Here is a 21,968-nt window from a genome sequence, read left to right as displayed (position 1 = left end):
ATAATCTCCTATTAAGTATTTCTTCTCGGGGCCAGGACTACTGAGCGACCTGGGTGATTTCCAGTGCCTTTGGCGACTGAGCAGCGTGTGGGTGCTCGGCGCCGCGGTAGACCTTCAGCTTCGACAGCTGGGCATCGGAAAGCTTGTTCTTAGGCAGCATGCCCTTGATGGCCTTCTCAACAGCCAGTACTGGGTTCTTTTCCAGCAAGTCTGCGTAGTTGATGCTCTTCAGGCCACCTGGGAAACCGGAGTGGCGGTAAGCGCGCTTGTTCAGCAGCTTCTTACCGGTCAGTGCAACCTTGTCTGCATTGATGATGATGACATGGTCGCCCATGTCCATGTGTGCAGCATAGGTTGGCTTGTGCTTGCCGCGCAGCAGGGTTGCGGCCTGGACGGCGAGACGGCCGAGTACTACGTCGGTGGCGTCAATGACAAACCACTGACGAGTCTGGTCAGCCGGCTTTGGGGTGTACGTACGCACAGTAATTGCCTTACGTTGATTCGTTTCTGGTCAAACAGTCGCTTGGCTGAAGGCGGTGAGATCCCCCAGTGACAGGCACTGTCGTGTTGTTCTTGTGTTTAGACCAGTACGCCAGGTGAGGACTGATGATAACCGGCCGTCCATATATTGTTCGCACACCCAGCAGACCAGCGACTATGCAACTAAGCCGTCACGCTTGGGCGTGTAGTGTCGAACGTGGACATACACAACTCATAAAAGTTTAGCGGATTAAAGTGTTTCCGGCCAAAAAAGCATGTACGTCGTGAGCAACAACACCCTTAAGATCCCGGGGATTATCGGTTAATCAGCTTTCCATGCAGGCTTCGTCAACTTCGGCTTCGGTTCGCCGTGCGCGGGTCAGAAGTGCTCGTTCTGCCAGTTCTTCAGCCTCTGGGTAGTAGACCTCTTCGAGGACCAGAGCCCGCGGGTGCGAAAGCTTGGTCTTGGAGTCGCGGACCATCTGTTCCAGCCGCTGGGCCAGGAACCCCGGTTGCTCACGCCCATCCCCCACCATCATCGCGGCACCGATTAGCGCACGGACCATGTTGTGGCAGAAGGCATCGGCCTTCAAATGGGCCAGCACCAAGCCGTCGGCTCCGCGGGTGAAGGTGAATTCCTGCAGGGTACGAATGGTCGTGGCATGCGGACGGGGCTTGCAGTAGGTCAAGAAGTCGTGGCGGCCCAGCACGCTTTGCGCCTCGCGATTCATCGCCTCGACATCCAGCTCTTCACGGTGCCACGTGGTCAGGTGGCGGGTCAGTGGATCCCAGCGCTGCTGCCCATCGGCAATCCGGTAGGAGTAGCGGCGGGCCAGCGCAGAGAAGCGGGCATCGAAGCCTTCTGGTGCGCGTTCGGCTTCATGCACCCAAACGGCACCATCTTGACGGCCAAGGATGCCGTTGATGCGGCGTACGAGCGCAGGACCGGGAGCCAAGGGCGCCTTGCGTGGCAGTCCCGCGTATTCTTCCTCGGTCAAATCGAAGTGCACCACCTGGTGGCGGGCATGCACACCTGCATCGGTGCGTCCGGCAACAACCACGCGCACGCGGCGCCGGATCATCATTTCCAGGGCCTCTTCAACCAGCTGCTGCACGCCCAAGACATTGGGCTGGCGAGCCCAACCGCTATAGGCGGCACCGTCGTATCCGAGCACCATGCGCATGCGGATCCATGCTGGTGCTGCAGTGGCCCCCAATGCGGTGGTGCCCATTGGATCGATGCTTTCTGGCTGAGTACTCATGTATTCAATTATGCGTAAGCAGACGCGCAACCGTCGAATCAAGTGCCCGCCTTCACGCCGTTATCCACAGGCGCCAAAACGAGAGCTGCTGCCGGGAGTAGCCTATGTGCATTCCACGGACCTGCCGCGCAGGCGGCTGGTTCACTAGCAACGTTCTAAGGACTCGCCATGTTCAGGAATGCAGTTAGCTTTGTCGCGATATCAGTTGCTGTCCCGCTCTGCTTAAGCGGCTGCAGTTCGGGACAGCTGAGTACAAAGCAATCATGCGCCCTCATTAATGAACTGGCCGTAGAACATTCCATCGAGGAAAAGTGGGCCCTGGCATATATGGGAATTCTTGCGCAGAATTCACAACCTGCGATTGAGGCTATGGAAACAGCCATCGGCATCCACCGGGAAGTCTCCGAGCAAACTGGCAATAGGCACTTGCGCACTGCATTGCGGTCCGAAATCGAAAACTACCAAGACTTCATTGACCTCATTGCCAATCGCTACTTTGACGATCCAACGCTCGCGTCAGACGTTGAGGCAACCGAGGGCGGACTGCAAGATCAATACACCGACTATGTGCGTGAAACGTGCCCAGCTTCCGCTTCTGAACCTGATCCGTCCGCTTCTTAGGAACCCGCTGCTTGCCGATCCGCTCATGTCATACACTGCCTGCAATAACTCCTGATTATAGAATAAACAGGTACTTATCGGTGCCTCACGTGCTGGGCCATCGGATCATCATCGTCTAAGGATCTCCATGTTGAAAAAGTTCGCGGCATCTTCCGCTGCGCTCACCCTTGCATCTGTCATGCTCACTGGTTGCAGTGCAGGCAAAATGTCCACCGAGGAAACCTGCGTTTACATCAACGACCAGGTGGCTGAACGCGAACTGCAGAAGAAGGCGGAGGACTCCAGCGCTGAGCTCTTGGCTGGCGATACATCGGCTTATGCCGAGATCATGAACGAGTTTGATTCCATCCTGGGCGAAGCCGCTGAGAACACGAAGGACAACAAGCTTGCCACGTCCTTGAATGCGGCATCGGAGCAGACCAAGAAAATGGCTGGCCTGATGGCTGAGGGCAACAGCAGCAACATGATGGAAATTTCGCAGAAGATCGCCGAACTGGATACGACTGAAGCTTCCGAGGCTACCGAATACCTGAATACGGCTTGCCCGGACATGGATTCGTTCAGCTAGGCAATTCCAAGATGCGGATGCCCCTGCCCTCCAACTGACGGGCAAAATCACCCGCGTCTTCACGCAAACAGGCATAAAAAAGATTCCCGTTGGTTCCTTGCGGATCCAACGGGAATCTTTTTCGGCTTTGCAGGCAGAGAGCATTAGCTCGAAGGGGCTTAGGCCTCTTCGGTCTCAGCAGCCTTCTCGGCAGCCTTGGTGGCTTCCTTGACGACAGCCTGCTTTGGCGAAACTGGCTCCATCACGAGCTCGATAACAGCCATAGGAGCGTTGTCGCCCTTGCGGTTACCGATCTTGGTGATGCGGGTGTAGCCACCCTCGCGGTTTGCCATTGCTGGTGCGATGTTCTCGAACAGTTCGTGAACGATCGACTTGTTGGTGCGCGAACGCGAAGCGATGACGGCCTGGACGCGGCGACGCGAAGCCAGGTCTCCGCGCTTAGCGAAGGTGATCAGGCGCTCTGCGTGTGGACGCAGACGCTTGGCACGGGTCAGGGTGGTGGTGATCTTCTTGTTCTCGAAGAGCTGTGCCGACATGTTAGCGAAAATCAATCGCTCATGTGCTGCACTGCCGCCGAGACGCGGACCCTTGGTAGGGGTAGGCATTGTGGTTCTCCTAGATGAATAACCCGTACTGGACGAATATTTCGTTCAGTCGGATGAAGTAGTGTGTCGCTAGACGCGGGTCTTACAGACCTTCGTCGTATTCGTCGCCATCGTCGATGGCGCTACGAGCGGCCAGATCGAAGCCTGGAGGGGAATCCTTCAGGGCCAGACCCAGTTCAACCAGCTTGGCCTTGACTTCGTCAATGGACTTCGCACCGAAGTTGCGGATGTCCATCAAGTCGGCCTCGGAGCGGGTTACGAGTTCACCCACAGAGTGGATGCCCTCACGCTTCAAGCAGTTGTACGAACGAACGGTGAGTTCCAGATCCTCGATCGGCAGCGCCATGTCAGCAGCCATAGCTGCATCGGTTGGCGATGGACCGATTTCGATACCTTCAGCCTGAGTGTTCAGTTCGCGGAACAAACCGAACAGCTCAACCAGGGTGGTACCTGCGGATGCAACTGCATCGCGCGGGGTGATCGATTCCTTGGTCTCCACGTCAACGATCAAACGATCGAAGTCGGTGCGCTGCTCGACACGGGTTGCTTCCACGCGGAAGGTCACCTTCAACACTGGGGAGTAGATCGAATCAACTGGGATTCGACCGATCTCGCCATCAATGTTCTTGTTCTGAGCGGCAGACACATAGCCACGGCCGCGCTCAATGGTCAGTTCCATGTCGAACTTGCCATTGGCGTTGAGGGTGGCGATGTGCAGATCAGGGTTGTGGAACTCCACACCTGCTGGAGGGGTGATGTCCGCTGCAGTAACGATGCCCGGGCCCTGCTTGCGCAGGTAGGCAACGACTGGCTCGTCGTGCTCGGAAGATACCGACAGGTTCTTGATGTTCAAGACCAGTTCGGTGACATCTTCCTTGACACCGGCTACGGTGGTGAACTCGTGCAGTACACCGTCAATTCGAACACTGGTGACAGAAGCACCAGGAATCGAAGAGAGCAGAGTACGGCGGAGCGAGTTACCAAGGGTGTAGCCAAAGCCTGGCTCCAGTGGTTCGATAACGAACCGGGAGCGGTTTTCGGCAACTACTTCTTCGGTCAGGGTTGGGCGCTGCGTAATGAGCACTTACATTTCCTTTCAGCGAGCGTCCGCTATATGACGCCTCACGGGGGTGGAAACGACGGTAGCCTGAGGTGGCCGTTCGTCTTTTTGCAGGCTAATAAGTCCAAGATAGTCACCGGAGCACCCACGAGTGAATGCTTCGGTGACTTCTTAGGCTAAGCCTAGCGAATCAATTAGACGCGGCGACGCTTCGATGGGCGGCAACCGTTGTGAGCGCTTGGGGAAACATCCTGGATGGATCCAACCTCAAGGCCAGCAGCCTGCAGCGAACGGATCGCGGTTTCGCGTCCCGAGCCTGGGCCCTTGACGAAAACGTCAACCTTGCGCATGCCGTGCTCTTGAGCGCGCTTTGCAGCGGACTCAGCAGCCATCTGGGCAGCGTATGGGGTCGACTTGCGCGAACCCTTCATGCCTACCTCGCCGGCCGAAGCCCACGAGATAACAGCGCCAGTCGGATCGGTGATCGATACGATGGTGTTGTTGAAGGTGCTCTTGATATGCGCCTGTCCCTGCGCAATATTCTTTTTGTCCTTGCGACGCGGCTTACGTACCGCTCCACGAGTCTTTGGGGGCATTTCTTCTCCTACGAAAAAAGTATTTGAACTAGATCGCTAAGATTTAGCGAGTCTTCTTCTTACCTGCGACGGTACGCTTCGGGCCCTTACGGGTACGTGCGTTGGTCTTGGTGCGCTGACCGCGGACCGGCAGGCCCTTACGGTGACGAATACCTTCGTAGGATCCGATCTCAACCTTGCGGCGAATGTCAGCCTGAACCTCACGGCGCAGGTCACCTTCAACCTTGTAGGTGCCTTCGACGAAGTCGCGCAGCTGCACGAGCTGGTCATCGGTGAGATCCTTGACGCGAGTGTCCGGGCTGATGCCGGTCGCTGCGATGGTCTCTTCTGCACGGGTCTTGCCCACGCCGTAGATGTAAGTCAGCGCGATAATTACGCGCTTCTCGCGTGGAATGTCCACGCCTGCTAAACGAGCCAAGTGGCTACCTTTCAACGAACGGAGGTCTGGAGCAGTACCTTCCGTGATTGCTCACGGCCCCGGCCTCCGAATCCGGGGGTACACCAGGACTTTCGTCCTAGCTGATACTGCCTAATTGACTACGCGTGGGAATCCCGTAAAAACGGAATTAGCCCTGACGCTGCTTGTGGCGTGGGTTCTCGCAGATCACCATGACCACGCCGTTACGACGGATCACCTTGCACTTGTCGCAGATCGGCTTCACGCTAGGGTTAACCTTCAAGGCTTTGTCCTTTTGCGGTTGCAGTTAAATGTGGAGCAGTAAAAAGCTTTGTCCAAGAACATCCTTCAGCGGCCGTAGCACAAGATTGCGCTTCGCACGCTGGGAAAGTCTTGGATTCTGCAGATTTACTTGTAGCGGTAAACGATGCGACCTCGGTTGAGGTCGTATGGGCTCATTTCAACCTGCACTCGGTCCTCTGGGAGGATTCGAATGTAGTGCTGACGCATCTTACCCGAGATAGTGGCGAGCACTACGTGTCCATTCGGCAGCTCCACGCGGAACATCGCGTTCGGCAGTGCTTCCGAGACGGTGCCCTCTACCTGGATGACGCCTTCCTTCTTGCCCATTTTCCCCGCTAACTTTTTTTGTTGGCAATTTCCACCAACAAGTAATTGGTTCTGGTCCTTGATCCCTGTACCGAAAACCCGAGGGTTTTAGGCGCAATTAAATCAGGAACCAACAAACAACGATACGGCATTAGTCCACACAGTGCCAATCGTTCATTGACATTTAAAATGTTAGATCCAGCACGCCACAGCCATGTGGCGTACTGGATCCGATGATTTCCAGGCTGGTGCTAGCCCTGGATCGGCGATGGGGTGACGCCGAATGGGGCCAGCCCGGCCGCTCCCCCATCGTGCGCGGTCAATACCCAGATGCCGCCCATGTGGAATGCCACGGTGTGCTCCCACTGCGAGGCGTTGGACTTGTCGTTGGTGACAACAGTCCAGTCGTCTTCCAGCACGGAGGTTTCGATACCACCGCGAACCAGCATTGGCTCGATGGCCAAGCACATGCCCGGCTTGATGCGCGGGCCTCGGTGCCCGGAGTTGTAGTTCAGCACATCCGGTGCCATGTGCATCTGCGAACCGATGCCATGGCCGCAGTAATCCTCGAGGATGCCCAGCTCGTCGCCTGGCTGGCTGGTGACGAAGTCATCGATGGCCTGGCCGATCTGGCCGATGAAGCGTGCGTTGGCCGCCGCGGCGATGCCGGCCCACATGGCCTGCTCGGTGATGTCGCTCAGGCGCTGGTCAGCTGGGTCGATGTTCTCGCCCACCAGCACGGTGCGTGCCGAGTCGGAGTGCCAGCCGTCGATGATGGCGCCGCCATCGATCTTCAGCACGTCGCCGTCCTTCAGCTCGTAGTCCGATGGGAAGCCGTGGACTACCTCGTGATTGACCGAAGCGCAGATGTTCGCTGGGAAGCCATGGTAGCCAAGGAAGTTGCTGGTCGCGTTGTGGCGTTCGAGCACCTTGCCAAAGGCCTGGTTGATCTCTTCGGTCCGCACCCCGGGCCGAGCCATCGCAACGGCTTCGTCCAGCGCTTCAGCCAGCACCAATCCGGCCTGGCGCATCTTCAGGATCTCGGAGTTGGATTTGTACTCGATTTTCGGCTGTCCTAAAGCCAATGTGATTCCCCTGCCTCAAAGTGTGATGTCCTTGCCGCGTGCCGCTGCCGGCAACCGCAAGGTCCATCAATGCAAAAAGTGCGCAGGGACCGGGCTGCAACATCCATTGTTGCTGCACGGTCCCTGCGCGTTGTAACGCTTGTGTCTAGGCGTTGACGTTCAACGCTGCAAGAACACGCTCGGTGACTTCGTCGATAGCGCCCAGGCCGTCGACCTTGCGCACGATGCCGCGTTCCTCGTAGCGCTCCACAACGACGCGAGTCTCGTCGTTGTACAGGCCCAGGCGGTGGCGGATGACCTCTTCGGTGTCATCGGCGCGGCCTTCGATCTGCGCACGCTTCAGCAGACGGGCTACCAGCTCGTCGTCATCAGCGGTCAGCTGCAGCACTGCGTCCAGGGCAATGCCCTTGTTGGCCAGCATCGCATCCAGCGCGTCCACCTGCGCACTGGTGCGCGGGTAGCCATCGAGCAGGAAGCCCTTGGCGACATCGTCCTGGTTCAGGCGGTCTTCAACCATGTTGTTGGTGACCGAATCAGGTACAAAGTCTCCGTTGTCAATGTACTTGCTGGCTTCGAGACCCAGCGGGGTGCCGCCCTTGACGTTGGCACGGAAGATGTCGCCGGTCGAGATGGCGACAATGTCCAAGCGCTCGGAGATCTTTACGGCCTGGGTGCCTTTGCCGGCACCGGGTGGTCCAATAATAAGCAGTCGACTCATCGCAGAAGCCCTTCATAGTTCCGTTGCTGCATTTGAGCATTGATTTGCTTGACGGTTTCCAAACCCACACCAACCATAATCAGGATCGATGTACCGCCAAATGGGAAGCTTTGGTCAGCGTTGAACAGCACGAAGGCAATCAGCGGGATCAACGCAACGAACGCAAGGTACAACGCGCCCGGGAAGGTAATACGGGAAATCACGTACTGCAGGTAATCGGCGGTCGGACGACCAGCACGAATGCCCGGAATGAATCCGCCGTACTTCTTCATGTTGTCGGCGACCTCTTCAGGGTTGAAGGTAATCGCAACATAGAAGTAGGTGAAGCCGATGATCATCAAGGTGTACACCAGCATGTACCACGGCGATGAAGTCGCCGAGTGCTCCTGCAGCCACATCGCCCACTGGGGCAAGGTGCCATCATCGTTCTGGTTGAACTGAACGATCATCTGCGGCAAAGCCAGGATGGAGCTGGCGAAGATCACTGGGATCACGTTCGCCATATTCAGCTTCAAAGGAATATAGGTGGAGGTGCCGCCCACGGTGCGGCGTCCCACGGTGCGCTTGGCGTACTGCACCGGAACACGTCGCTGGGACTGCTCGACGAAGACCACCAGAGCAACAATCAACAAGCCCACCAGCAGCACGCCAATGAAGGTCATGATGCCCTGCGCCTGGAAGATGGCGCCCATCGAGGATGGGAAACCCGAAGCGATGGAGATGAAGATCAGGATGGACATGCCGTTGCCGATGCCGCGCTCGGTGATCAACTCGCCCATCCACATGATCAGGCCGGTGCCTGCGGTAAGGGTGATGATCATCAGCAGGATGACAATCAACGAGTCATCCGGGACCAGCGGAAGGGTACAGCTTGGGAACAGGCTGCCGGTACGGGCCAGGGTGACCAAGGTGGTTCCCTGAAGCAGTGCCAAGGCGATGGTCAGGTAACGCGTGTACTGCGTCATCTTGGCCTGGCCGGCCTGGCCTTCCTTGTGCAGGGCCTCGAAGTGCGGGATCACCACACGCAGCAACTGGACGATAATTGCCGCAGTAATGTACGGCATGATTCCCATTGCGAAAACCGAGACCTGCAACAGGGCGCCGCCGCTGAACAGGTTCACGAATGAATAAAGTCCACCGGTGGTTTCACCCATTGCCAGACACTGCTGAACGTTGCTGTAATCAATGCCCGGAGCGGGAATGAATACACCGACACGATAGATCGCAATGATCCCAAGCGTGAACAGCAACTTGTTGCGCAGATCAGGCGTCCGAAAAACTCGGGCTATGGCGCTGAACAAGCGTCCTCCTGAAGTAAGTGCTTGAGCCTGAGGAAGAGATTCTTCCCAGACCTAACGATTCTAGCGGTCTGTTAGGCAATCCTGCCAAATGCGCCACACGAAATGCACACAAATGTTTGCAGGAATGATCCTAAACCGACTAATCAGCCAAGCAATTATAAGAAATCTTAGAATGTTTCGCCGAGAGAAAAAGAAAGTCCCGGTTCACGTTGATTGCTCAACGCGAACCGGGACCATTCAAAGGCTTGACCCTGTATTAGAGGGTGTTTGCCGAGCCGCCAGCAGCAGCGATCTTCTCGGAAGCGGAAGTCGAGAAGGCGTTAACCTTCACGTCAACCTTAACCGTGATGTCGCCGGTGCCCAGCACCTTGACAGGCTGGTTCTTGCGAACGGCGCCCTTGGCAACCAGTGCCTCGACGGTGACTTCGCCACCTTCTGGGAACAGTTCCGAGATCTTGTCCAGGTTTACAACCTGGAACTCGACGCGGAATGGGTTCTTGAAGCCGCGCAGCTTTGGCAGACGCATGTGCAGCGGAAGCTGACCACCTGCGAAGCCTGCCTTCACCTGGTAACGAGCCTTGGTACCCTTGGTACCGCGACCTGCGGTCTTACCCTTGGAGCCCTCACCGCGACCCACGCGGGTCTTAGCGGTCTTGGCACCCTCAGCTGGGCGCAGGTGGTGAACCTTAAGTGCTTTTTCTTCAGCCATCTCTACTTCGCCTCCTCGACCTTCAGCAGGTGTGGGACCTTGTTGACCATGCCAACAGTCACAGGATCGGCGGTGCGAACAACGGTGTGACCGATGCGCTTCAGACCCAGCGAGCGAACAACGTCGCGCTGGCTCTGGTTTCCACCAATGATGGACTTGACCTGGGTGATTGCCAGCTTGGCATCGCTTGGAACAATGTTCTTAGCCATTGATTAAGCACCTGCCTTCTGGGCCTGGATGTGACGCAGCATTGCTGCTGGTGCAACCTCGTCCAGCGGAAGACCGCGGCGAGCTGCAACAGCTTCAGGCTCTTCCAGAGCCTTCAGTGCAGCAATGGTGCCCTGAACGATGTTGATCTGGTTCTGCGAACCCATCGACTTCGACAGGATGTCGTGGATGCCTGCGCATTCCAACACGGCGCGCACTGGGCCACCGGCGATAACACCGGTACCAGGAGCTGCTGGACGGAGCAAGACAACGCCAGCGGCGGCCTCACCCTTGACCAGGTGTGGAATGGTGGTGCCAACGCGTGGAACGCGGAAGAAGGACTTCTTGGCCTCTTCTACGCCCTTTGCGATAGCAGCAGGAACTTCCTTGGCCTTACCGTAGCCAACGCCGACCATACCGTTGCCGTCGCCAACGACCACAAGTGCGGTGAAGCTGAAGCGACGACCACCCTTGACGACCTTGGAGACGCGGTTGATAGCTACAACGCGCTCAAGGAACTTGTCCTTGTCTTCGTTGCGGCTATCCTTCTGGTCACGACCACGACCGCGGCCTTCGCCACGTCCACGGCCTTCACCACGACCGCGGCCTTCGCCGCGACGGGATCCTGCGTTCTCGGTAGCGGGAGCCGATGCAGTCTCGACTGCTTCAGTAGCTTCAGACACCTGAGTTTCCTTCTTGTTAGTTGCTTCGCTCACAGTGCCAGCCCACCTTCACGTGCGCCGTCAGCAACAGCAGCCACGCGACCGTGGTACTTGTTGCCACCGCGGTCGAAGACAACTGCTTCGATGCCAGCAGCCTTGGCGCGCTCTGCAACGAGCTCACCAATGCGCTTGGACTTTGCGGTCTTGTCGGCATCGCTTGCGCGAAGATCTGCTTCCATGGTCGATGCGCTGGCCAGGGTGATACCCTGCGAGTCGTCTACGATCTGTACGAAGATGTGACGAGCCGAGCGGTTGACAACCAGGCGTGGACGAACGGAGGTACCAACGATGTGCTTGCGCAAACGCTGATGACGACGACCGCGCTGAGCGGACTTGCTCTTGCCCTTGATTCCGATAGCCATGATTACTTACCAGCCTTTCCGACCTTGCGGCGGATGATCTCGCCAGCGTAGCGAATGCCCTTGCCCTTGTAAGGCTCGGTCTTGCGCAGCTTGCGGATGTTAGCGGCAACTTCACCGACGTGCTGCTTGTCGATACCGGCAACGGTGATCTTGTTGTTGCCCTCGACCGAGAAGGTGATGCCCTCAACGGCAGCAACCTTCACTGGGTGCGAGTAGCCCAGAGCAAGCTCCAGCTCGGCACCCTTAGCCTGTACGCGGTAACCGGTACCGTGGATTTCGAGCTTCTTCTCGTAACCATCGGTTACACCAGTGATCATGTTGCTGATCAAGGTACGGGTCAGACCGTGCAGCGAACGAGCCTCGCGGGAGTCGTTCGGGCGGCTGACGGTAACAGTGTTCTCGTCCTTGGCAACGGTGATTGGAGCCTTAACGGTGATCGAAAGTTCACCCTTAGGACCCTTGACGGCGACCAGCTGGCCGTCGACGTTCAACTCAACGTTGGCAGGTACGGAAATCGGAAGACGTCCAATACGTGACATTGTATGTTTCCCCTTTCCCGTTACCAGACGTAGGCGAGGACTTCCCCACCCACGCCCTTCTTTGCAGCCTGACGGTCAGTAAGCAGACCGGAGGAGGTGGACAGGATAGCGATACCAAGACCACCGAGCACGTGAGGCAGGTTGGTGGACTTTGCGTAAACGCGAAGACCTGGCTTGGAGATACGGCGTACGCCAGCGATCGAACGCTCGCGCGATGGGCCGTACTTCAAAGTGATAGTCAGAGTCTTGCCGACTTCTGCTGCTACTTCCTCGAACGAGGCGATGTAGCCCTGTTCCTTGAGGATGTTAGCAATGCGCACTTTCAGCTTGCTCGACGGCATCGACACAGTGTCGTGGTAAGCCGAGTTGGCGTTGCGCAGACGAGTCAGCATATCTGCGACTGGATCTGTCATAGACATGTGGGCTTCAGCCCTTCCTCGTTACGGTTTCCTTAGCGGACCTGTAACGTAGTGAGATTAGTTGTTGGTCTTGAATGGGAAGCCCAGAGCCTTAAGCAAGGCACGGCCTTCGTCATCAGTCTTGGCGGTGGTAACGACAGTGATGTCCATACCACGTACGCGGTCAACCTTGTCCACATCGATTTCATGGAACATCGACTGTTCGGTCAGACCGAAAGTGTAGTTGCCATTGCCATCGAACTGGCGGTCGCTCAAGCCGCGGAAGTCGCGGATACGAGGCAGTGCCAGGGTGATCAGGCGGTCGACGAATTCCCACATGCGATCGTTACGCAGGGTGGTGTGGGTACCGATTGGCATGCCTTCGCGCAGCTTGAACTGTGCGATCGACTTGCGGGCCTTGGTAACCACTGGCTTCTGACCGGTAATTGCGGTCAGGTCGCGTACGGCGCCTTCAATGAGCTTCGAGTCCTTGGCTGCTTCGCCAACACCCATGTTCACGACAACCTTGGTCAGGGATGGTACCTGCATTGGGTTGGCGTAGTTGAACTGCTCCTGCAGGGCAGGGCGGATGTCAGCTGCGTACTTAGCCTTCAGACGTGGCTGGATCTTGGTGGCTGCTTCAGTCATTACAGATCCTTTCCGGAAGCCTTGGCGTAACGAACGCGTACAGTCTTGGACACGCCGTTCTTTTCTACGGTTTCCTCGCGGAAGCCGACGCGGGTTGGCTTCTTGGTCTCTGGGTCAACCACTGCAACGTTGGAAACGTGCACTGGAGCCTCGACAACCTCGATGCCGCCGGTGGTCGAACCGGATTCGGTCTGACCTGCCTTGGTGTGCTTGGTGACGCGGTTAACGCCTTCGACCAGCACGCGGTTGGACTCGGTAATGACCTTCAGGACCTTGCCCTGCAAGCCACGTTCCTTGCCAGCGATGACCTGAACCAGGTCACCCTTCTTGATCTTTGCGCCCATGGTTACAGCACCTCCGGAGCCAGCGAAACGATCTTCATGAACTTCTTGTCACGAAGCTCGCGGCCCACTGGGCCGAAAATACGAGTACCACGAGGATCGGCAGCGTCACCCTTGAGGATAACTGCAGCGTTCTCGTCGAACTTGATGTAGGAACCGTCTGCACGACGGATTTCCTTCTTGGTGCGAACGACGACTGCCTTTACGACGTCGCCCTTCTTTACGTTGCCGCCAGGAATTGCATCCTTGACGGTAGCGACAATGGTGTCGCCAATGCTTGCGTAGCGACGCTTCGAGCCACCAAGAACACGAATGGTAAGGATTTCCTTAGCACCAGTGTTATCGGCAACCTTAAGTCGCGACTCCTGCTGAATCACTTCTTACTCCTGTCGTCTCGCTGGTTCTCATGAATGAGCCTTGCGGAACGGATATGGTCTCCACGATACGTATCGCTTACCCCCACTGGCGCGGGCGCACCGAATGCTGATCCCAAATGCCGGCAGGGCCGAGGCGTAAAATATCGAGGCTGCACTTGCGCGGCCAAACGGATTTGGACCGCACTGCATTATGTCGAAGGTGGATAGTCCCCGGGCATGATGCGCACAGATTCTTAAGTCTAGCCTAGAGTGGCGCGAATCCGAAATGGTGTGGTAAGAGAAAAGCGAGCGTCGTTCGTCACACCAAGGACACCGCAGATTCGCTGAATTTCGGGGTTTTGGTACTGCCATCCAGCTGGGCAACTGGTCGCTTGCGGTGGCATCAGAGTGTCATTCGAGGTAGCCCATGCGCCACAGAAGATAAAAAGCGGCTGAATCGCCAAAAGTGAAATTATTTTTCGGTCAGCCCTGGGCAGCTCCAGCATCCGGCCGTCACCGGCAGGAATCATTGCTCAGCGACGGAATTCGACCGTGGCGCTCACCGCAAGATGATCCGAGCCGTCGATGATGTGAGAAGAAGAGCCCGTGATGGACAGGCCCTTCGCCACGATATGGTCAATGCCGATCAATAGCGGGAAGCTCCGGCTGGCTGGCCAGGTCGCGCGGGGCCAGATTCCATCAGCCTGCGCATACCCGTCCCCCAGGGCACGGAATCCTGGATGGGAGCGAACTGAGTTGAAGTCGCCAGCAAGGATAACGGGATGATCACGCTGCTGATTCGACCAGTCGATGACTGCTTCCAAGCCCTGGCTCCATCGTTGCGCAACGCCAACCGGCGGATAGACATGGATGCCGGCCACCCGCACGATCCCACCGGGTGCCTGCACATCGGCAACCGGCAAGGAGTACCAACCGGTGTCCGCTGAATCCAGATCGGTGGAGCGTTCCTGCAATGGGTACTTTGAGAAAATCACGGTATCCCGTTCTCCCCCGGCGGGTGCCTCTTGGCTCCGATAGCCAAATCCATCCAGCGCGTCCAGCCCTGCGAGTTGCTGGTGCATTGGTTCGCTGGTTTCAACAAGGACGAGAATCTGCGGATCCGTGTCCCTGATCAGTTCAGCGAGCTGCGCCGGATTCGCTCCTGCCTTCAGGGCATTGAACGATAGGAGAACCAGCTCGGAGCTGCCGTTTCCGGTCTGGCCAGCGGGAGAGCTCCATTGCACGTTGGGCAGTGTACCGCAGAGCAGGAACACCAGCACGAACCCGCTGATGAGCCATTGCTTGCGCAGTAGCCCGATAACCAGAACCACTGCCGGGAAGAGCAACAGATATGGCTGGAATGCCTGAAGCTTGGGAATCAATCCTGCACCGGGGAAACCCAGATACGGGAGTATGCCAATAGCTAGGGAAGCAACAAGAAGCGTACCCATAGGCCATCCCAGGGAAGGTTTTCGGGCACGCGTCATCGTCATCATCATCCGAGCCTATTCGAAGCAGATGACAATTCCGGCAAGGACACTTCCGCCTAGGTACGATAGCGGCTCGATGCGATTGCGACTGCCCTTGGCTTCTTCATCACTGCTGCGAGGCCCACTGCGCGACGCGCTGGGCGCTCTCTTCCAGCGACAGGTCTTCCACCCTGGACATGATGGACCAGCGCACACCGAAGGGATCCAGAATCGAAGCGAAGCGGTCACCCGAGACGAAGTTGCCCAGTGGTTCTCGGATACTGGAACCGGCAGCCTCGGCCCTGGCCACCACCTCATCTGCGTTTTCGCAGTAGAAACCCAAGGAATAGCAGGCATTCGGCGCAGCTGGCGGGCTGACTAGTCCGTAGGCCGGCGAAGGTTCCCCGATCTGCAAACGGCCATTGCCGAATGCAATTTCTGCATGCACGACAACGCCTCCCATTTCGGTGGAATCTACCACTGTCGCACCGAATACTTCTTCATAGAACCCCAGCGCTGCCCTTGCGTTGGGCACAGCCAAGAATGGCGTCAGACTGGTGAATCCATGAGGGACACCGGCAGTTGTATGCATTCCCGTCACACCTTGCGTGACTTCATCTTGATTTTCCATGTCCCTAGGCTAGTCTGTGTGGCACGCTGGTTCTTGTAGATATGCGACAACCTGCACGGGTGGTAGAGGCCATGGAATCAGCACCGGATCCGCGAGGCGTTCTCTATCCTGCCCGGCTACCGGCAATCGAGCGATTCTCCCCCGGTCCAGGACTGCAGGAATTGGTCTCCTGGTTTTGGCTGGTGGATTGGAACATCGCGCCCGGACGTACCTCACGGCAAGAACTCCTGCCCTTTCCGCAAATGAATCTGGTCATTGAGCCAGAAGGCATTACGCTATCCGGCCCGGCCAGCGGCGCTTCGCACCGCGACCTGGCCGGGAGCAGTTGGGCAGTCTCCGCCTTGTTGCGCCCAGCGGCTGCGCAGGCTCTCAATGTGTCCCCCGCAGAGTTGCTGGACCAGGAAATCCAGTTCAGCGCACCTGGGCTGCTGGCCTCGATAACAAGGATGAAGACTCAACCCGGCCACGGGAACTCCGGTTCGGCCTGTGCCGAGCTCTTCGATTCGTGGCTCACCGCTCACCTTCCAGCAGCCACAAGTTCTGGCCTCCAAGCTAATAAGCTGCTCGACACCGTCGCAGCGGAGCGCGGAATCGTAAGGGTCTCCCAACTGGCCCATCGCTTGTCGCTCAGTACACGCAGTCTGCAACGGATTTCGGAAAGGTATTTGGGACTGGCTCCGCTGGCGGTGATTCGGCGGTACCGTTTGCAAGAGGCAGCTCATCGGCTGCGCGCGGACACTGCAGTTTCTATCGCTGGCATCGCAGCGGAAATGGGGTATGCGGATCAAGCCCATCTAGCGGCAGACTTCCGCAAAGTCTTGGGCTACTCCCCTGATACCTATCGAAAGGGCCGGAGCTAGTCTGGCAGTACCGTCGCCACGGCACTGATTTCAACCAGCGCACCTGGCACACCGAGCTTCGCAACGAAGGCTGCAGACACCAGGGGTGGTTCAGTGGCTGCCAACTGTTCACCTAAGGCTCCATAGACGCTGTTGACGTCGGTTCCTTCCACCAGCAGCACGTTCCACTGCACTACATCCTGGAATCCCGCGCTGGCCGCCGCCAGTGCGAGCTTGGCGTTTCCCAGTGCCTTGGTCGCCTGCGTTGCGGCATCCCCGGCTCCGATCAGCTGCCCTGTGCCGTCTACGGCGTTCTGCCCGCCAACATAGATAGTCGTGGCACCCGGCGGGACGATGGCTACGTGGCTGAAAGCTGGGGAGTTGACAAGGCCAGCGGGACGCAGTTTCCTGATCTGTTCCATAGTCCAGTGTGGCATTTTATTCACTGCTTTTTAAGACAGAAATGCCCCGAACTCTTCTTGCGAAGTGTTCGGGGCATTCTTCAATCACGAGATCCGTGAAATCGAAGCGAAAGCTTACTTAGCCTTCTCCACGATCTCAACGAGACGCCAGCGCTTGTCAGCAGACAGCGGGCGGGTCTCAGCGATGACAACCAAGTCGCCGATGCCGGCGTCGTTGTTCTCGTCGTGAGCCTTCACGTTCTTGTTGCGACGCATGACCTTGCCGTAAAGGGCGTGCTTAACACGGTCCTCAACGTCTACGACGATGGTCTTCTGCATCTTGTCAGATACCACGTAACCACGGAGGGTCTTGCGGTCGTTACGCTCGGTAGCGTTATCCACACCGTTCTCCTTCTCGCTCATTACTTGGAATCCTTCTTGGTTTCTTCAACCGGAACAACGACATCCTGACGAATGCCCAGCTCGCGCTCGCGCAGCACAGTGTAAATGCGTGCAATATCGCGCTTGATGGTCTTCAGGTTCCCGTGGGAATCCAGCTGGCCGGTAGCCGACTGGAAACGCAGGTTGAACAGTTCTGCCTTGGCCTTCTTCAATTCCTCGTTCAAACGAGCGGTATCGAAGCCGTCCAGGGACTCAATGCTAAGGTCTTTCGAGCCGATAGACATCCCTATTCACCACCTTCACGACGCACGATGCGTGCCTTCATTGGCAGCTTGTGGATTGCAAGACGCAATGCCTCTTTAGCTACCTCTTCACTGACGCCACCGAGTTCAAACATGACTCGTCCTGGCTTTACGTTGGCGACCCACCACTCCGGCGAACCCTTACCGGAACCCATGCGGGTTTCGGCAGGCTTCTTGGTAAGCGGACGGTCTGGGTAGATGTTGATCCAGACCTTACCGCCACGCTTGATGTAACGGGTCATGGCGATACGAGCGGCTTCGATCTGACGGTTAGTCACGTAAGCCGGGGTCAACGCCTGGATGCCGTACTCACCGAAAGCAACGGTGGTACCGCCCTTGGCAGCACCCGAACGCTTTGGGTGGTGCTGCTTGCGGAACTTCACACGACGTGGGATAAGCATTTAAGCCTGTCCTCCTTCCGCAGCCGGAGCTGCAGCGCCCTTGCGATCGTTACGACGACGGCGTTCGCCGCCACGTGGACGGTCGTTGCCGCCACCGCGGCCGCCACGAGCTGGAGCAGCAGCTTGCTGTGCAGCCAGTTCCTTGGCGGTTACGTCACCCTTGTAGATCCAGACCTTCACGCCGATACGGCCGAAGGTGGTCTTGGCTTCGAACTTGCCGAAGTCGATGTTCGCGCGCAGGGTGTGCAGTGGCACACGGCCTTCGCGGTAGAACTCCTTGCGGGACATTTCTGCGCCGCCAAGTCGACCGGAGCACTGAACGCGGATGCCCTTGGCACCAGCGCGCATTGCCGACTGCATTGCCTTCTTCATCGCACGGCGGAAAGCCACGCGTGAAGCAAGCTGCTCGGCGATGCCCTGGGCGACCAGCATGGCCTCCATGTCAGGGTTCTTGACCTCGAGGATGTTCAGCTGAACCTGCTTCTTGGTGAGCTTTTCCAGCTCGCCACGAATACGGTCAGCTTCTGCGCCGCGACGACCAATGACGATACCTGGACGTGCAGTGTGGATATCCACACGTACGCGGTCACGGGTACGCTCGATCTCGACGCGGGCGATGCCAGCGCGATCCATGCCGTTAGACAGCAGGGCGCGGATCTGGACATCTTCCTTCACGTAGTCAGCGTAACGCTGGCCTGGCTTGCTGGAATCAGCGAACCAGTGGGAAACGTGATCGGTGGTGATGCCGAGACGGAAACCGTTCGGGTTAATCTTCTGTCCCATTTAGTTCTCCCCACCCTTCTGCGTGGTTGAAACAACCACAGTCACGTGGCTGGTGCGCTTCTTGATCTGGAATGCGCGACCCTGTGCACGCGGCTGGAACCGCTTCATGGTCGGACCTTCGTCAACAAACGCTTCGCTGATAAACAGCTCGTCCTCATTGAATGCTTCACCTGCGCGGTCCGCGGCGGCACGGGCGTTAGCCACTGCCGATGCGACAACCTTGTATACCGGCTCCGAAGCTGCCTGTGGGGCAAACTTCAAGATGGCCAGTGCTTCGTTGGTCTGCAGACCACGAACAAGGTTGACGACGCGCCGGGCCTTCATAGGCGTTACGCGGATGTGACGCGCAATTGCCTTGGCTTCCATTGCTATCCTTCTCTCGTCTATCGAAGAAGTGCTAAGCGATACTAGTACCCTTGCGGGGCCTAGCGGCGCTTGCCCTTCTTGTCGTCCTTCACGTGGCCACGGAACGTACGGGTTGGGGCAAACTCTCCGAGCTTGTGTCCAACCATCGATTCGGTTACGAACACAGGAATGTGCTTGCGACCGTCGTGTACGGCGATGGTGTGTCCCAGCATGTCCGGGATGATCATCGAACGGCGGGACCACGTCTTGATGACGTTCTTGGTGCCCTTATCGTTTTCAGCAACGACCTTTAGGAACAGGTGCTGATCGACGAAGGGGCCTTTCTTCAGGCTGCGTGGCATGTTTCCAGGCTCCTATCGCTTGTTCTTGCCGGTCTTGCGGCGACGCACAATGAGCTTGTCGCTTTCCTTGTTTGGACGACGGGTGCGTCCCTCACGCTTACCGTTAGGGTTGACCGGGTGACGACCACCGGAGGTCTTGCCCTCACCGCCACCATGTGGGTGGTCAACTGGGTTCATGACAACACCGCGAACGGTTGGGCGTACGCCCTTCCAGCGCATACGGCCGGCCTTGCCCCAGTTGATGTTGATCTGCTCAGCGTTGCCAACTTCGCCGATGGTTGCGCGGCAGCGCACATCAACGTTGCGGATTTCACCCGAAGGCAAACGCAGCTGGGCGTAGCGGCCCTCACGGGCTACCAGCTGGATCGATGCACCAGCGGAACGAGCCATCTTAGCGCCGCCGCCTGGGCGAAGCTCAACAGCGTGAATCACGGTACCAACCGGGATGTTACGCAGTGGCAGGTTGTTGCCTGGCTTGATGTCGGCGCTTGCGCCGGCCTCAATTGGGTCACCCTGCTTGAGGTTGTTCGGTGCGATGATGTAGCGCTTGGTGCCGTCCACGTAGTGGAGCAGTGCGATACGAGCGGTACGGTTCGGGTCGTACTCGATGTGAGCGACCTTTGCCGGAACGCCGTCCTTGTCGTGACGACGGAAGTCGATAACACGGTAGGCGCGCTTGTGTCCGCCACCCTTGTGACGGGTGGTGATCTTACCGGTGTTGTTACGGCCGCCTGACTTGGTCAGGGGACGAACCAACGACTTTTCCGGAGTCGATCGGGTGATTTCTGCGAAGTCGGCTACCGACGAGCCGCGAAGGCCCGGGGTAGTCGGCTTGTACTTACGAATTCCCATTATTAATATTCCTCGTTAAAGTGGTCTCCGCTTAGGAAAGCGGACCGCCGAAGATGTCAATCGAGCCGTCCTTCAAGGTGATGATGGCGCGCTTGGTGCTCTTGCGCGATCCCCACCCGAAGCGGGTGCGCTTGCGCTTACCAGCTCGGTTGATGGTGTTTACGGAGTCAACCTTGACGTTGAAGATCGCTTCAACGGCGTACTTGATTTCCGACTTGTTGGAGCTTGGTGCCACCTCGAAGGTGTACTGACCTTGATCGATCAGACCGTAGCTCTTTTCCGATACGACAGGTGCGATGACCACGTCGTGTGGAGCCTTTGAGAACGCGCTCACTTGGCTTCCTCCTTCTGGACCAGGGCATCGAAGGCAGCCTTGGTGAAGACTACGTCATCCGAAACCAGAACATCGTAGGTGTTCAGCTGGTCGACGTACAGAACGTGCACATTGACGAGGTTGCGAACCGAAAGGGCTGCAACATCGTTGGCGCGATCGATGACGACAAGCAGGTTCTTGCGCTCGGTGAGCGAACGCAAGGTAGCCAGAGCATCCTTGGTCGAAGGCGTTTCGCCAGCAACCAAGTTCTCAATCACGTGAACGCGATCGAAGCGTGCGCGATCAGACAGGGCGCCGCGCAGTGCAGCAGCCTTCATCTTCTTCGGGGTACGCTGCGAGTAATCACGTGGGGTTGGACCGTGGACAATGCCACCGCCGGTCATGTGCGGAGCACGGATCGAACCCTGACGGGCGCGGCCGGTACCCTTCTGCTTGAACGGCTTGCGACCTGCACCCGAAACCTCGGAGCGGTCCTTGGTCTTGTGGGTACCCTGGCGGGCAGCAGCAAGCTGTGCAACGACAACCTGGTGCAGCAGCGGGACGTTGGTCTGTACGTCGAAGATCTCTGCAGGCAGTTCGACGTTAAGTGCCTTAGTCATTTACTTATGCTCCCTTCACGGCGTTGCGTACGAGAACGACGCGGCCGCGGGCGCCTGGAACGGCACCCTTGATCAGCAGGAGGTTCTTCTCAGCGTCGATAGCGTGAATGGTCAGGTTCTGAGTGGTAACACGCTCAGCACCCATGCGACCAGCCATCTTCTGTCCACGGAAAACGCGACCTGGGGTCGATGCGCCGCCGATGGAACCTGGCTTACGGTGGTTCTTGTGAGCACCGTGCGATGCGCCAACACCGTGGAAGTTGTGACGCTTCATAACGCCGGCGAAGCCCTTACCCTTCGAGGTGCCTACGACGTCGACCTTCTGGCCGGCTTCGAAGACCTCTACGGAAAGTTCCTGGCCTGCGGTGTACTCGGCAGCGTCTGCAGTGCGCAGTTCTACCAAGTGGCGACGTGGGGTGACGCCAGCAGCCTCGAAGTGACCAGCCAGTGGCTTGGTGACCTTGCGAGGATCGATCTGGCCGTAGCCGATCTGAACTGCGGTGTAGCCATCGCGCTCTTCGTTGATGAGCTTGGTGACAACGTTGCTATCAGCCTGCACGACGGTGACAGGGATCAGGTTGTTGTTCGAATCCCAAACCTGGGTCATGCCGAGCTTCGTGCCCAGCAGGCCCTTGAAATTACGGGTTGCGGTCATAGTTTTCTC

Annotated in this window: 35 protein-coding genes and 1 pseudogene; 3 read left to right on the top strand and 33 right to left on the bottom strand. The window is 57.7% G+C overall.

What is annotated here, in order from left to right; all coding sequences use genetic code 11:
- Positions 1 to 37 precede the first annotated feature (37 nt).
- Positions 38 to 481 (bottom strand): 50S ribosomal protein L13, encoded by a 444-nt coding sequence (rplM, locus tag ACIOJF_RS01485; protein WP_105657642.1) that lies wholly within the window; start codon positions 479 to 481, stop codon positions 38 to 40.
- A 325-nt stretch (positions 482 to 806) separates the two neighbouring features.
- Positions 807 to 1,742, bottom strand: coding sequence for a tRNA pseudouridine(38-40) synthase TruA (gene truA / locus ACIOJF_RS01480; protein ID WP_286134203.1), 936 nt, complete (start codon positions 1,740 to 1,742; stop codon positions 807 to 809).
- Positions 1,743 to 1,910: 168 nt separating this feature from the next.
- Between truA and ACIOJF_RS01475 the strand changes: the two genes are divergently transcribed.
- Both ACIOJF_RS01475 and ACIOJF_RS01470 read left to right on the top strand, forming a co-directional pair.
- Positions 1,911 to 2,363 carry a hypothetical protein gene (locus ACIOJF_RS01475; protein ID WP_402741111.1) on the top strand — a complete coding sequence of 151 codons (453 nt, stop codon included), beginning with the start codon at positions 1,911 to 1,913 and terminating at the stop codon, positions 2,361 to 2,363.
- 127 nt (positions 2,364 to 2,490) lie between these two features.
- Entirely contained in the window at positions 2,491 to 2,931 is a 441-nt protein-coding gene (locus ACIOJF_RS01470; protein ID WP_105657645.1) for a hypothetical protein, read from the top strand.
- A gap of 164 nt (positions 2,932 to 3,095) precedes the next feature.
- On the opposite strand, the pseudogene rplQ reads toward ACIOJF_RS01470, so the two are convergent.
- From rplQ to ACIOJF_RS01370, 20 genes and pseudogenes are all read right to left on the bottom strand, one after another.
- Positions 3,096 to 3,536: pseudogene (gene rplQ / locus ACIOJF_RS01465) on the bottom strand (50S ribosomal protein L17); the annotation flags it as partial.
- Positions 3,537 to 3,618: 82 nt separating this feature from the next.
- A complete protein-coding gene (locus tag ACIOJF_RS01460) occupies positions 3,619 to 4,620 on the bottom strand; it encodes a DNA-directed RNA polymerase subunit alpha (RefSeq protein ID WP_105657647.1) in 1,002 nt (333 codons plus the stop codon).
- A gap of 170 nt (positions 4,621 to 4,790) precedes the next feature.
- Positions 4,791 to 5,192, bottom strand: a complete 402-nt coding sequence (rpsK, locus tag ACIOJF_RS01455; RefSeq protein WP_038992179.1) for a 30S ribosomal protein S11 — start codon at positions 5,190 to 5,192, stop codon at positions 4,791 to 4,793.
- 43 nt (positions 5,193 to 5,235) lie between these two features.
- Positions 5,236 to 5,610 (bottom strand): 30S ribosomal protein S13, encoded by a 375-nt coding sequence (gene rpsM / locus ACIOJF_RS01450; RefSeq protein WP_105657648.1) that lies wholly within the window; start codon positions 5,608 to 5,610, stop codon positions 5,236 to 5,238.
- A 148-nt stretch (positions 5,611 to 5,758) separates the two neighbouring features.
- Positions 5,759 to 5,872, bottom strand: coding sequence for a 50S ribosomal protein L36 (gene rpmJ / locus ACIOJF_RS01445; RefSeq protein ID WP_013349661.1), 114 nt, complete (start codon positions 5,870 to 5,872; stop codon positions 5,759 to 5,761).
- 125 nt (positions 5,873 to 5,997) lie between these two features.
- On the bottom strand, positions 5,998 to 6,219 hold the full coding sequence (infA, locus tag ACIOJF_RS01440) for a translation initiation factor IF-1 (RefSeq protein WP_013349662.1): 222 nt from the start codon (positions 6,217 to 6,219) through the stop codon (positions 5,998 to 6,000).
- Positions 6,220 to 6,449: 230 nt separating this feature from the next.
- Positions 6,450 to 7,283 (bottom strand): type I methionyl aminopeptidase, encoded by an 834-nt coding sequence (map, locus tag ACIOJF_RS01435; protein ID WP_105657649.1) that lies wholly within the window; start codon positions 7,281 to 7,283, stop codon positions 6,450 to 6,452.
- A gap of 145 nt (positions 7,284 to 7,428) precedes the next feature.
- Positions 7,429 to 8,001 (bottom strand): adenylate kinase, encoded by a 573-nt coding sequence (locus ACIOJF_RS01430; protein WP_105657650.1) that lies wholly within the window; start codon positions 7,999 to 8,001, stop codon positions 7,429 to 7,431.
- Positions 7,998 to 9,302, bottom strand: coding sequence for a preprotein translocase subunit SecY (gene secY / locus ACIOJF_RS01425; RefSeq protein ID WP_105657651.1), 1,305 nt, complete (start codon positions 9,300 to 9,302; stop codon positions 7,998 to 8,000). Before secY ends, ACIOJF_RS01430 begins: the two co-directional genes overlap by 4 nt.
- 256 nt (positions 9,303 to 9,558) lie before the next feature.
- Positions 9,559 to 10,011 carry a 50S ribosomal protein L15 gene (gene rplO / locus ACIOJF_RS01420; protein WP_105657652.1) on the bottom strand — a complete coding sequence of 151 codons (453 nt, stop codon included), beginning with the start codon at positions 10,009 to 10,011 and terminating at the stop codon, positions 9,559 to 9,561.
- Positions 10,012 to 10,013: 2 nt separating this feature from the next.
- Positions 10,014 to 10,220, bottom strand: coding sequence for a 50S ribosomal protein L30 (gene rpmD / locus ACIOJF_RS01415; RefSeq protein WP_073705901.1), 207 nt, complete (start codon positions 10,218 to 10,220; stop codon positions 10,014 to 10,016).
- A gap of 3 nt (positions 10,221 to 10,223) precedes the next feature.
- Entirely contained in the window at positions 10,224 to 10,901 is a 678-nt protein-coding gene (gene rpsE, locus ACIOJF_RS01410) for a 30S ribosomal protein S5 (RefSeq protein WP_181148849.1), read from the bottom strand.
- 29 nt (positions 10,902 to 10,930) lie between these two features.
- Positions 10,931 to 11,302: a 50S ribosomal protein L18 gene (rplR, locus tag ACIOJF_RS01405; RefSeq protein WP_105657654.1), complete on the bottom strand. Its 372-nt coding sequence runs from the start codon at positions 11,300 to 11,302 to the stop codon at positions 10,931 to 10,933.
- Positions 11,303 to 11,304: 2 nt separating this feature from the next.
- Positions 11,305 to 11,841 carry a 50S ribosomal protein L6 gene (gene rplF / locus ACIOJF_RS01400; protein WP_105657655.1) on the bottom strand — a complete coding sequence of 179 codons (537 nt, stop codon included), beginning with the start codon at positions 11,839 to 11,841 and terminating at the stop codon, positions 11,305 to 11,307.
- A gap of 20 nt (positions 11,842 to 11,861) precedes the next feature.
- On the bottom strand, positions 11,862 to 12,260 hold the full coding sequence (gene rpsH / locus ACIOJF_RS01395) for a 30S ribosomal protein S8 (protein ID WP_013349671.1): 399 nt from the start codon (positions 12,258 to 12,260) through the stop codon (positions 11,862 to 11,864).
- 57 nt (positions 12,261 to 12,317) lie between these two features.
- On the bottom strand, positions 12,318 to 12,887 hold the full coding sequence (rplE, locus tag ACIOJF_RS01390; RefSeq protein WP_038992189.1) for a 50S ribosomal protein L5: 570 nt from the start codon (positions 12,885 to 12,887) through the stop codon (positions 12,318 to 12,320).
- Positions 12,887 to 13,231 (bottom strand): 50S ribosomal protein L24, encoded by a 345-nt coding sequence (rplX, locus tag ACIOJF_RS01385; protein WP_013349673.1) that lies wholly within the window; start codon positions 13,229 to 13,231, stop codon positions 12,887 to 12,889. The genes rplE and rplX overlap by 1 nt, the downstream gene beginning before the upstream one ends.
- Before the next feature lie 2 nt (positions 13,232 to 13,233).
- Entirely contained in the window at positions 13,234 to 13,605 is a 372-nt protein-coding gene (gene rplN, locus ACIOJF_RS01380; RefSeq protein WP_013349674.1) for a 50S ribosomal protein L14, read from the bottom strand.
- A gap of 512 nt (positions 13,606 to 14,117) precedes the next feature.
- On the bottom strand, positions 14,118 to 15,035 hold the full coding sequence (locus ACIOJF_RS01375) for an endonuclease/exonuclease/phosphatase family protein (protein ID WP_181148850.1): 918 nt from the start codon (positions 15,033 to 15,035) through the stop codon (positions 14,118 to 14,120).
- A 145-nt stretch (positions 15,036 to 15,180) separates the two neighbouring features.
- Entirely contained in the window at positions 15,181 to 15,684 is a 504-nt protein-coding gene (locus ACIOJF_RS01370) for a glyoxalase/bleomycin resistance/extradiol dioxygenase family protein (RefSeq protein WP_105657657.1), read from the bottom strand.
- 71 nt (positions 15,685 to 15,755) lie between these two features.
- Here ACIOJF_RS01370 and ACIOJF_RS01365 point away from each other — a divergent pair, with 71 nt between their 5' ends.
- Positions 15,756 to 16,544 carry a helix-turn-helix domain-containing protein gene (locus ACIOJF_RS01365; RefSeq protein WP_105657658.1) on the top strand — a complete coding sequence of 263 codons (789 nt, stop codon included), beginning with the start codon at positions 15,756 to 15,758 and terminating at the stop codon, positions 16,542 to 16,544.
- Here the strand turns inward: ACIOJF_RS01365 and ACIOJF_RS01360 are convergent.
- The 11 genes from ACIOJF_RS01360 to rplC all read right to left on the bottom strand — a co-directional run bounded on the left by ACIOJF_RS01360 (position 16,541) and on the right by rplC (position 21,959).
- Positions 16,541 to 16,960, bottom strand: coding sequence for a RidA family protein (locus ACIOJF_RS01360; protein WP_402741110.1), 420 nt, complete (start codon positions 16,958 to 16,960; stop codon positions 16,541 to 16,543). The genes ACIOJF_RS01365 and ACIOJF_RS01360 overlap by 4 nt on opposite strands.
- Positions 16,961 to 17,059: 99 nt before the next feature.
- Positions 17,060 to 17,347 carry a 30S ribosomal protein S17 gene (gene rpsQ, locus ACIOJF_RS01355; protein ID WP_105657660.1) on the bottom strand — a complete coding sequence of 96 codons (288 nt, stop codon included), beginning with the start codon at positions 17,345 to 17,347 and terminating at the stop codon, positions 17,060 to 17,062.
- Positions 17,347 to 17,610 carry a 50S ribosomal protein L29 gene (gene rpmC, locus ACIOJF_RS01350; protein ID WP_105657661.1) on the bottom strand — a complete coding sequence of 88 codons (264 nt, stop codon included), beginning with the start codon at positions 17,608 to 17,610 and terminating at the stop codon, positions 17,347 to 17,349. The genes rpsQ and rpmC overlap by 1 nt, the downstream gene beginning before the upstream one ends.
- Before the next feature lie 2 nt (positions 17,611 to 17,612).
- Positions 17,613 to 18,029 (bottom strand): 50S ribosomal protein L16, encoded by a 417-nt coding sequence (rplP, locus tag ACIOJF_RS01345; protein WP_105657662.1) that lies wholly within the window; start codon positions 18,027 to 18,029, stop codon positions 17,613 to 17,615.
- A complete protein-coding gene (gene rpsC, locus ACIOJF_RS01340) occupies positions 18,030 to 18,812 on the bottom strand; it encodes a 30S ribosomal protein S3 (RefSeq protein WP_013349682.1) in 783 nt (260 codons plus the stop codon).
- Positions 18,813 to 19,178 (bottom strand): 50S ribosomal protein L22, encoded by a 366-nt coding sequence (gene rplV / locus ACIOJF_RS01335; RefSeq protein ID WP_013349683.1) that lies wholly within the window; start codon positions 19,176 to 19,178, stop codon positions 18,813 to 18,815.
- 59 nt (positions 19,179 to 19,237) lie between these two features.
- Positions 19,238 to 19,519: a 30S ribosomal protein S19 gene (rpsS, locus tag ACIOJF_RS01330; RefSeq protein WP_013349684.1), complete on the bottom strand. Its 282-nt coding sequence runs from the start codon at positions 19,517 to 19,519 to the stop codon at positions 19,238 to 19,240.
- Between the two features lie 12 nt (positions 19,520 to 19,531).
- On the bottom strand, positions 19,532 to 20,371 hold the full coding sequence (rplB, locus tag ACIOJF_RS01325; RefSeq protein ID WP_105657663.1) for a 50S ribosomal protein L2: 840 nt from the start codon (positions 20,369 to 20,371) through the stop codon (positions 19,532 to 19,534).
- A gap of 31 nt (positions 20,372 to 20,402) precedes the next feature.
- Positions 20,403 to 20,705 carry a 50S ribosomal protein L23 gene (rplW, locus tag ACIOJF_RS01320; RefSeq protein WP_013349686.1) on the bottom strand — a complete coding sequence of 101 codons (303 nt, stop codon included), beginning with the start codon at positions 20,703 to 20,705 and terminating at the stop codon, positions 20,403 to 20,405.
- Entirely contained in the window at positions 20,702 to 21,304 is a 603-nt protein-coding gene (rplD, locus tag ACIOJF_RS01315; protein ID WP_105657664.1) for a 50S ribosomal protein L4, read from the bottom strand. The genes rplW and rplD overlap by 4 nt, the downstream gene beginning before the upstream one ends.
- A gap of 4 nt (positions 21,305 to 21,308) precedes the next feature.
- On the bottom strand, positions 21,309 to 21,959 hold the full coding sequence (gene rplC / locus ACIOJF_RS01310; RefSeq protein ID WP_013349688.1) for a 50S ribosomal protein L3: 651 nt from the start codon (positions 21,957 to 21,959) through the stop codon (positions 21,309 to 21,311).
- Positions 21,960 to 21,968: the final 9 nt, after the last annotated feature.

Source organism: Glutamicibacter sp. NPDC087831, from assembly GCF_044742845.1.
Classification (GTDB): Bacteria; Actinomycetota; Actinomycetes; order Actinomycetales; family Micrococcaceae; genus Glutamicibacter.
This window is presented reverse-complemented; position numbering and strand designations above follow the sequence as displayed.

Excerpts from the sequence above, each read along its gene's own strand:
- truA (WP_286134203.1), bottom strand. The coding sequence starts at position 1,742 with ATGAGTACTCAGCCAGAAAGCATCGATCCAATGGGCACCACCGCATTG.
- ACIOJF_RS01475 (WP_402741111.1), top strand. The coding sequence starts at position 1,911 with ATGTTCAGGAATGCAGTTAGCTTTGTCGCGATATCAGTTGCTGTCCCG.
- ACIOJF_RS01470 (WP_105657645.1), top strand. The coding sequence starts at position 2,491 with ATGTTGAAAAAGTTCGCGGCATCTTCCGCTGCGCTCACCCTTGCATCT.
- rpsK (WP_038992179.1), bottom strand. The coding sequence starts at position 5,192 with ATGCCCCCAAAGACTCGTGGAGCGGTACGTAAGCCGCGTCGCAAGGAC.
- infA (WP_013349662.1), bottom strand. The coding sequence starts at position 6,219 with ATGGGCAAGAAGGAAGGCGTCATCCAGGTAGAGGGCACCGTCTCGGAA.
- ACIOJF_RS01430 (WP_105657650.1), bottom strand. The coding sequence starts at position 8,001 with ATGAGTCGACTGCTTATTATTGGACCACCCGGTGCCGGCAAAGGCACC.
- rplO (WP_105657652.1), bottom strand. The coding sequence starts at position 10,011 with ATGGCTGAAGAAAAAGCACTTAAGGTTCACCACCTGCGCCCAGCTGAG.
- rpmD (WP_073705901.1), bottom strand. The coding sequence starts at position 10,220 with ATGGCTAAGAACATTGTTCCAAGCGATGCCAAGCTGGCAATCACCCAG.
- rplR (WP_105657654.1), bottom strand. The coding sequence starts at position 11,302 with ATGGCTATCGGAATCAAGGGCAAGAGCAAGTCCGCTCAGCGCGGTCGT.
- rplF (WP_105657655.1), bottom strand. The coding sequence starts at position 11,841 with ATGTCACGTATTGGACGTCTTCCGATTTCCGTACCTGCCAACGTTGAG.
- rpsH (WP_013349671.1), bottom strand. The coding sequence starts at position 12,260 with ATGTCTATGACAGATCCAGTCGCAGATATGCTGACTCGTCTGCGCAAC.
- rplE (WP_038992189.1), bottom strand. The coding sequence starts at position 12,887 with ATGACTGAAGCAGCCACCAAGATCCAGCCACGTCTGAAGGCTAAGTAC.
- rplX (WP_013349673.1), bottom strand. The coding sequence starts at position 13,231 with ATGGGCGCAAAGATCAAGAAGGGTGACCTGGTTCAGGTCATCGCTGGC.
- ACIOJF_RS01375 (WP_181148850.1), bottom strand. The coding sequence starts at position 15,035 with ATGGGTACGCTTCTTGTTGCTTCCCTAGCTATTGGCATACTCCCGTAT.
- ACIOJF_RS01370 (WP_105657657.1), bottom strand. The coding sequence starts at position 15,684 with ATGGAAAATCAAGATGAAGTCACGCAAGGTGTGACGGGAATGCATACA.
- ACIOJF_RS01365 (WP_105657658.1), top strand. The coding sequence starts at position 15,756 with ATGGAATCAGCACCGGATCCGCGAGGCGTTCTCTATCCTGCCCGGCTA.
- ACIOJF_RS01360 (WP_402741110.1), bottom strand. The coding sequence starts at position 16,960 with ATGCCACACTGGACTATGGAACAGATCAGGAAACTGCGTCCCGCTGGC.
- rpsQ (WP_105657660.1), bottom strand. The coding sequence starts at position 17,347 with ATGAGCGAGAAGGAGAACGGTGTGGATAACGCTACCGAGCGTAACGAC.
- rpmC (WP_105657661.1), bottom strand. The coding sequence starts at position 17,610 with ATGTCTATCGGCTCGAAAGACCTTAGCATTGAGTCCCTGGACGGCTTC.
- rplP (WP_105657662.1), bottom strand. The coding sequence starts at position 18,029 with ATGCTTATCCCACGTCGTGTGAAGTTCCGCAAGCAGCACCACCCAAAG.
- rpsC (WP_013349682.1), bottom strand. The coding sequence starts at position 18,812 with ATGGGACAGAAGATTAACCCGAACGGTTTCCGTCTCGGCATCACCACC.
- rplV (WP_013349683.1), bottom strand. The coding sequence starts at position 19,178 with ATGGAAGCCAAGGCAATTGCGCGTCACATCCGCGTAACGCCTATGAAG.
- rpsS (WP_013349684.1), bottom strand. The coding sequence starts at position 19,519 with ATGCCACGCAGCCTGAAGAAAGGCCCCTTCGTCGATCAGCACCTGTTC.
- rplB (WP_105657663.1), bottom strand. The coding sequence starts at position 20,371 with ATGGGAATTCGTAAGTACAAGCCGACTACCCCGGGCCTTCGCGGCTCG.
- rplD (WP_105657664.1), bottom strand. The coding sequence starts at position 21,304 with ATGACTAAGGCACTTAACGTCGAACTGCCTGCAGAGATCTTCGACGTA.
- rplC (WP_013349688.1), bottom strand. The coding sequence starts at position 21,959 with ATGACCGCAACCCGTAATTTCAAGGGCCTGCTGGGCACGAAGCTCGGC.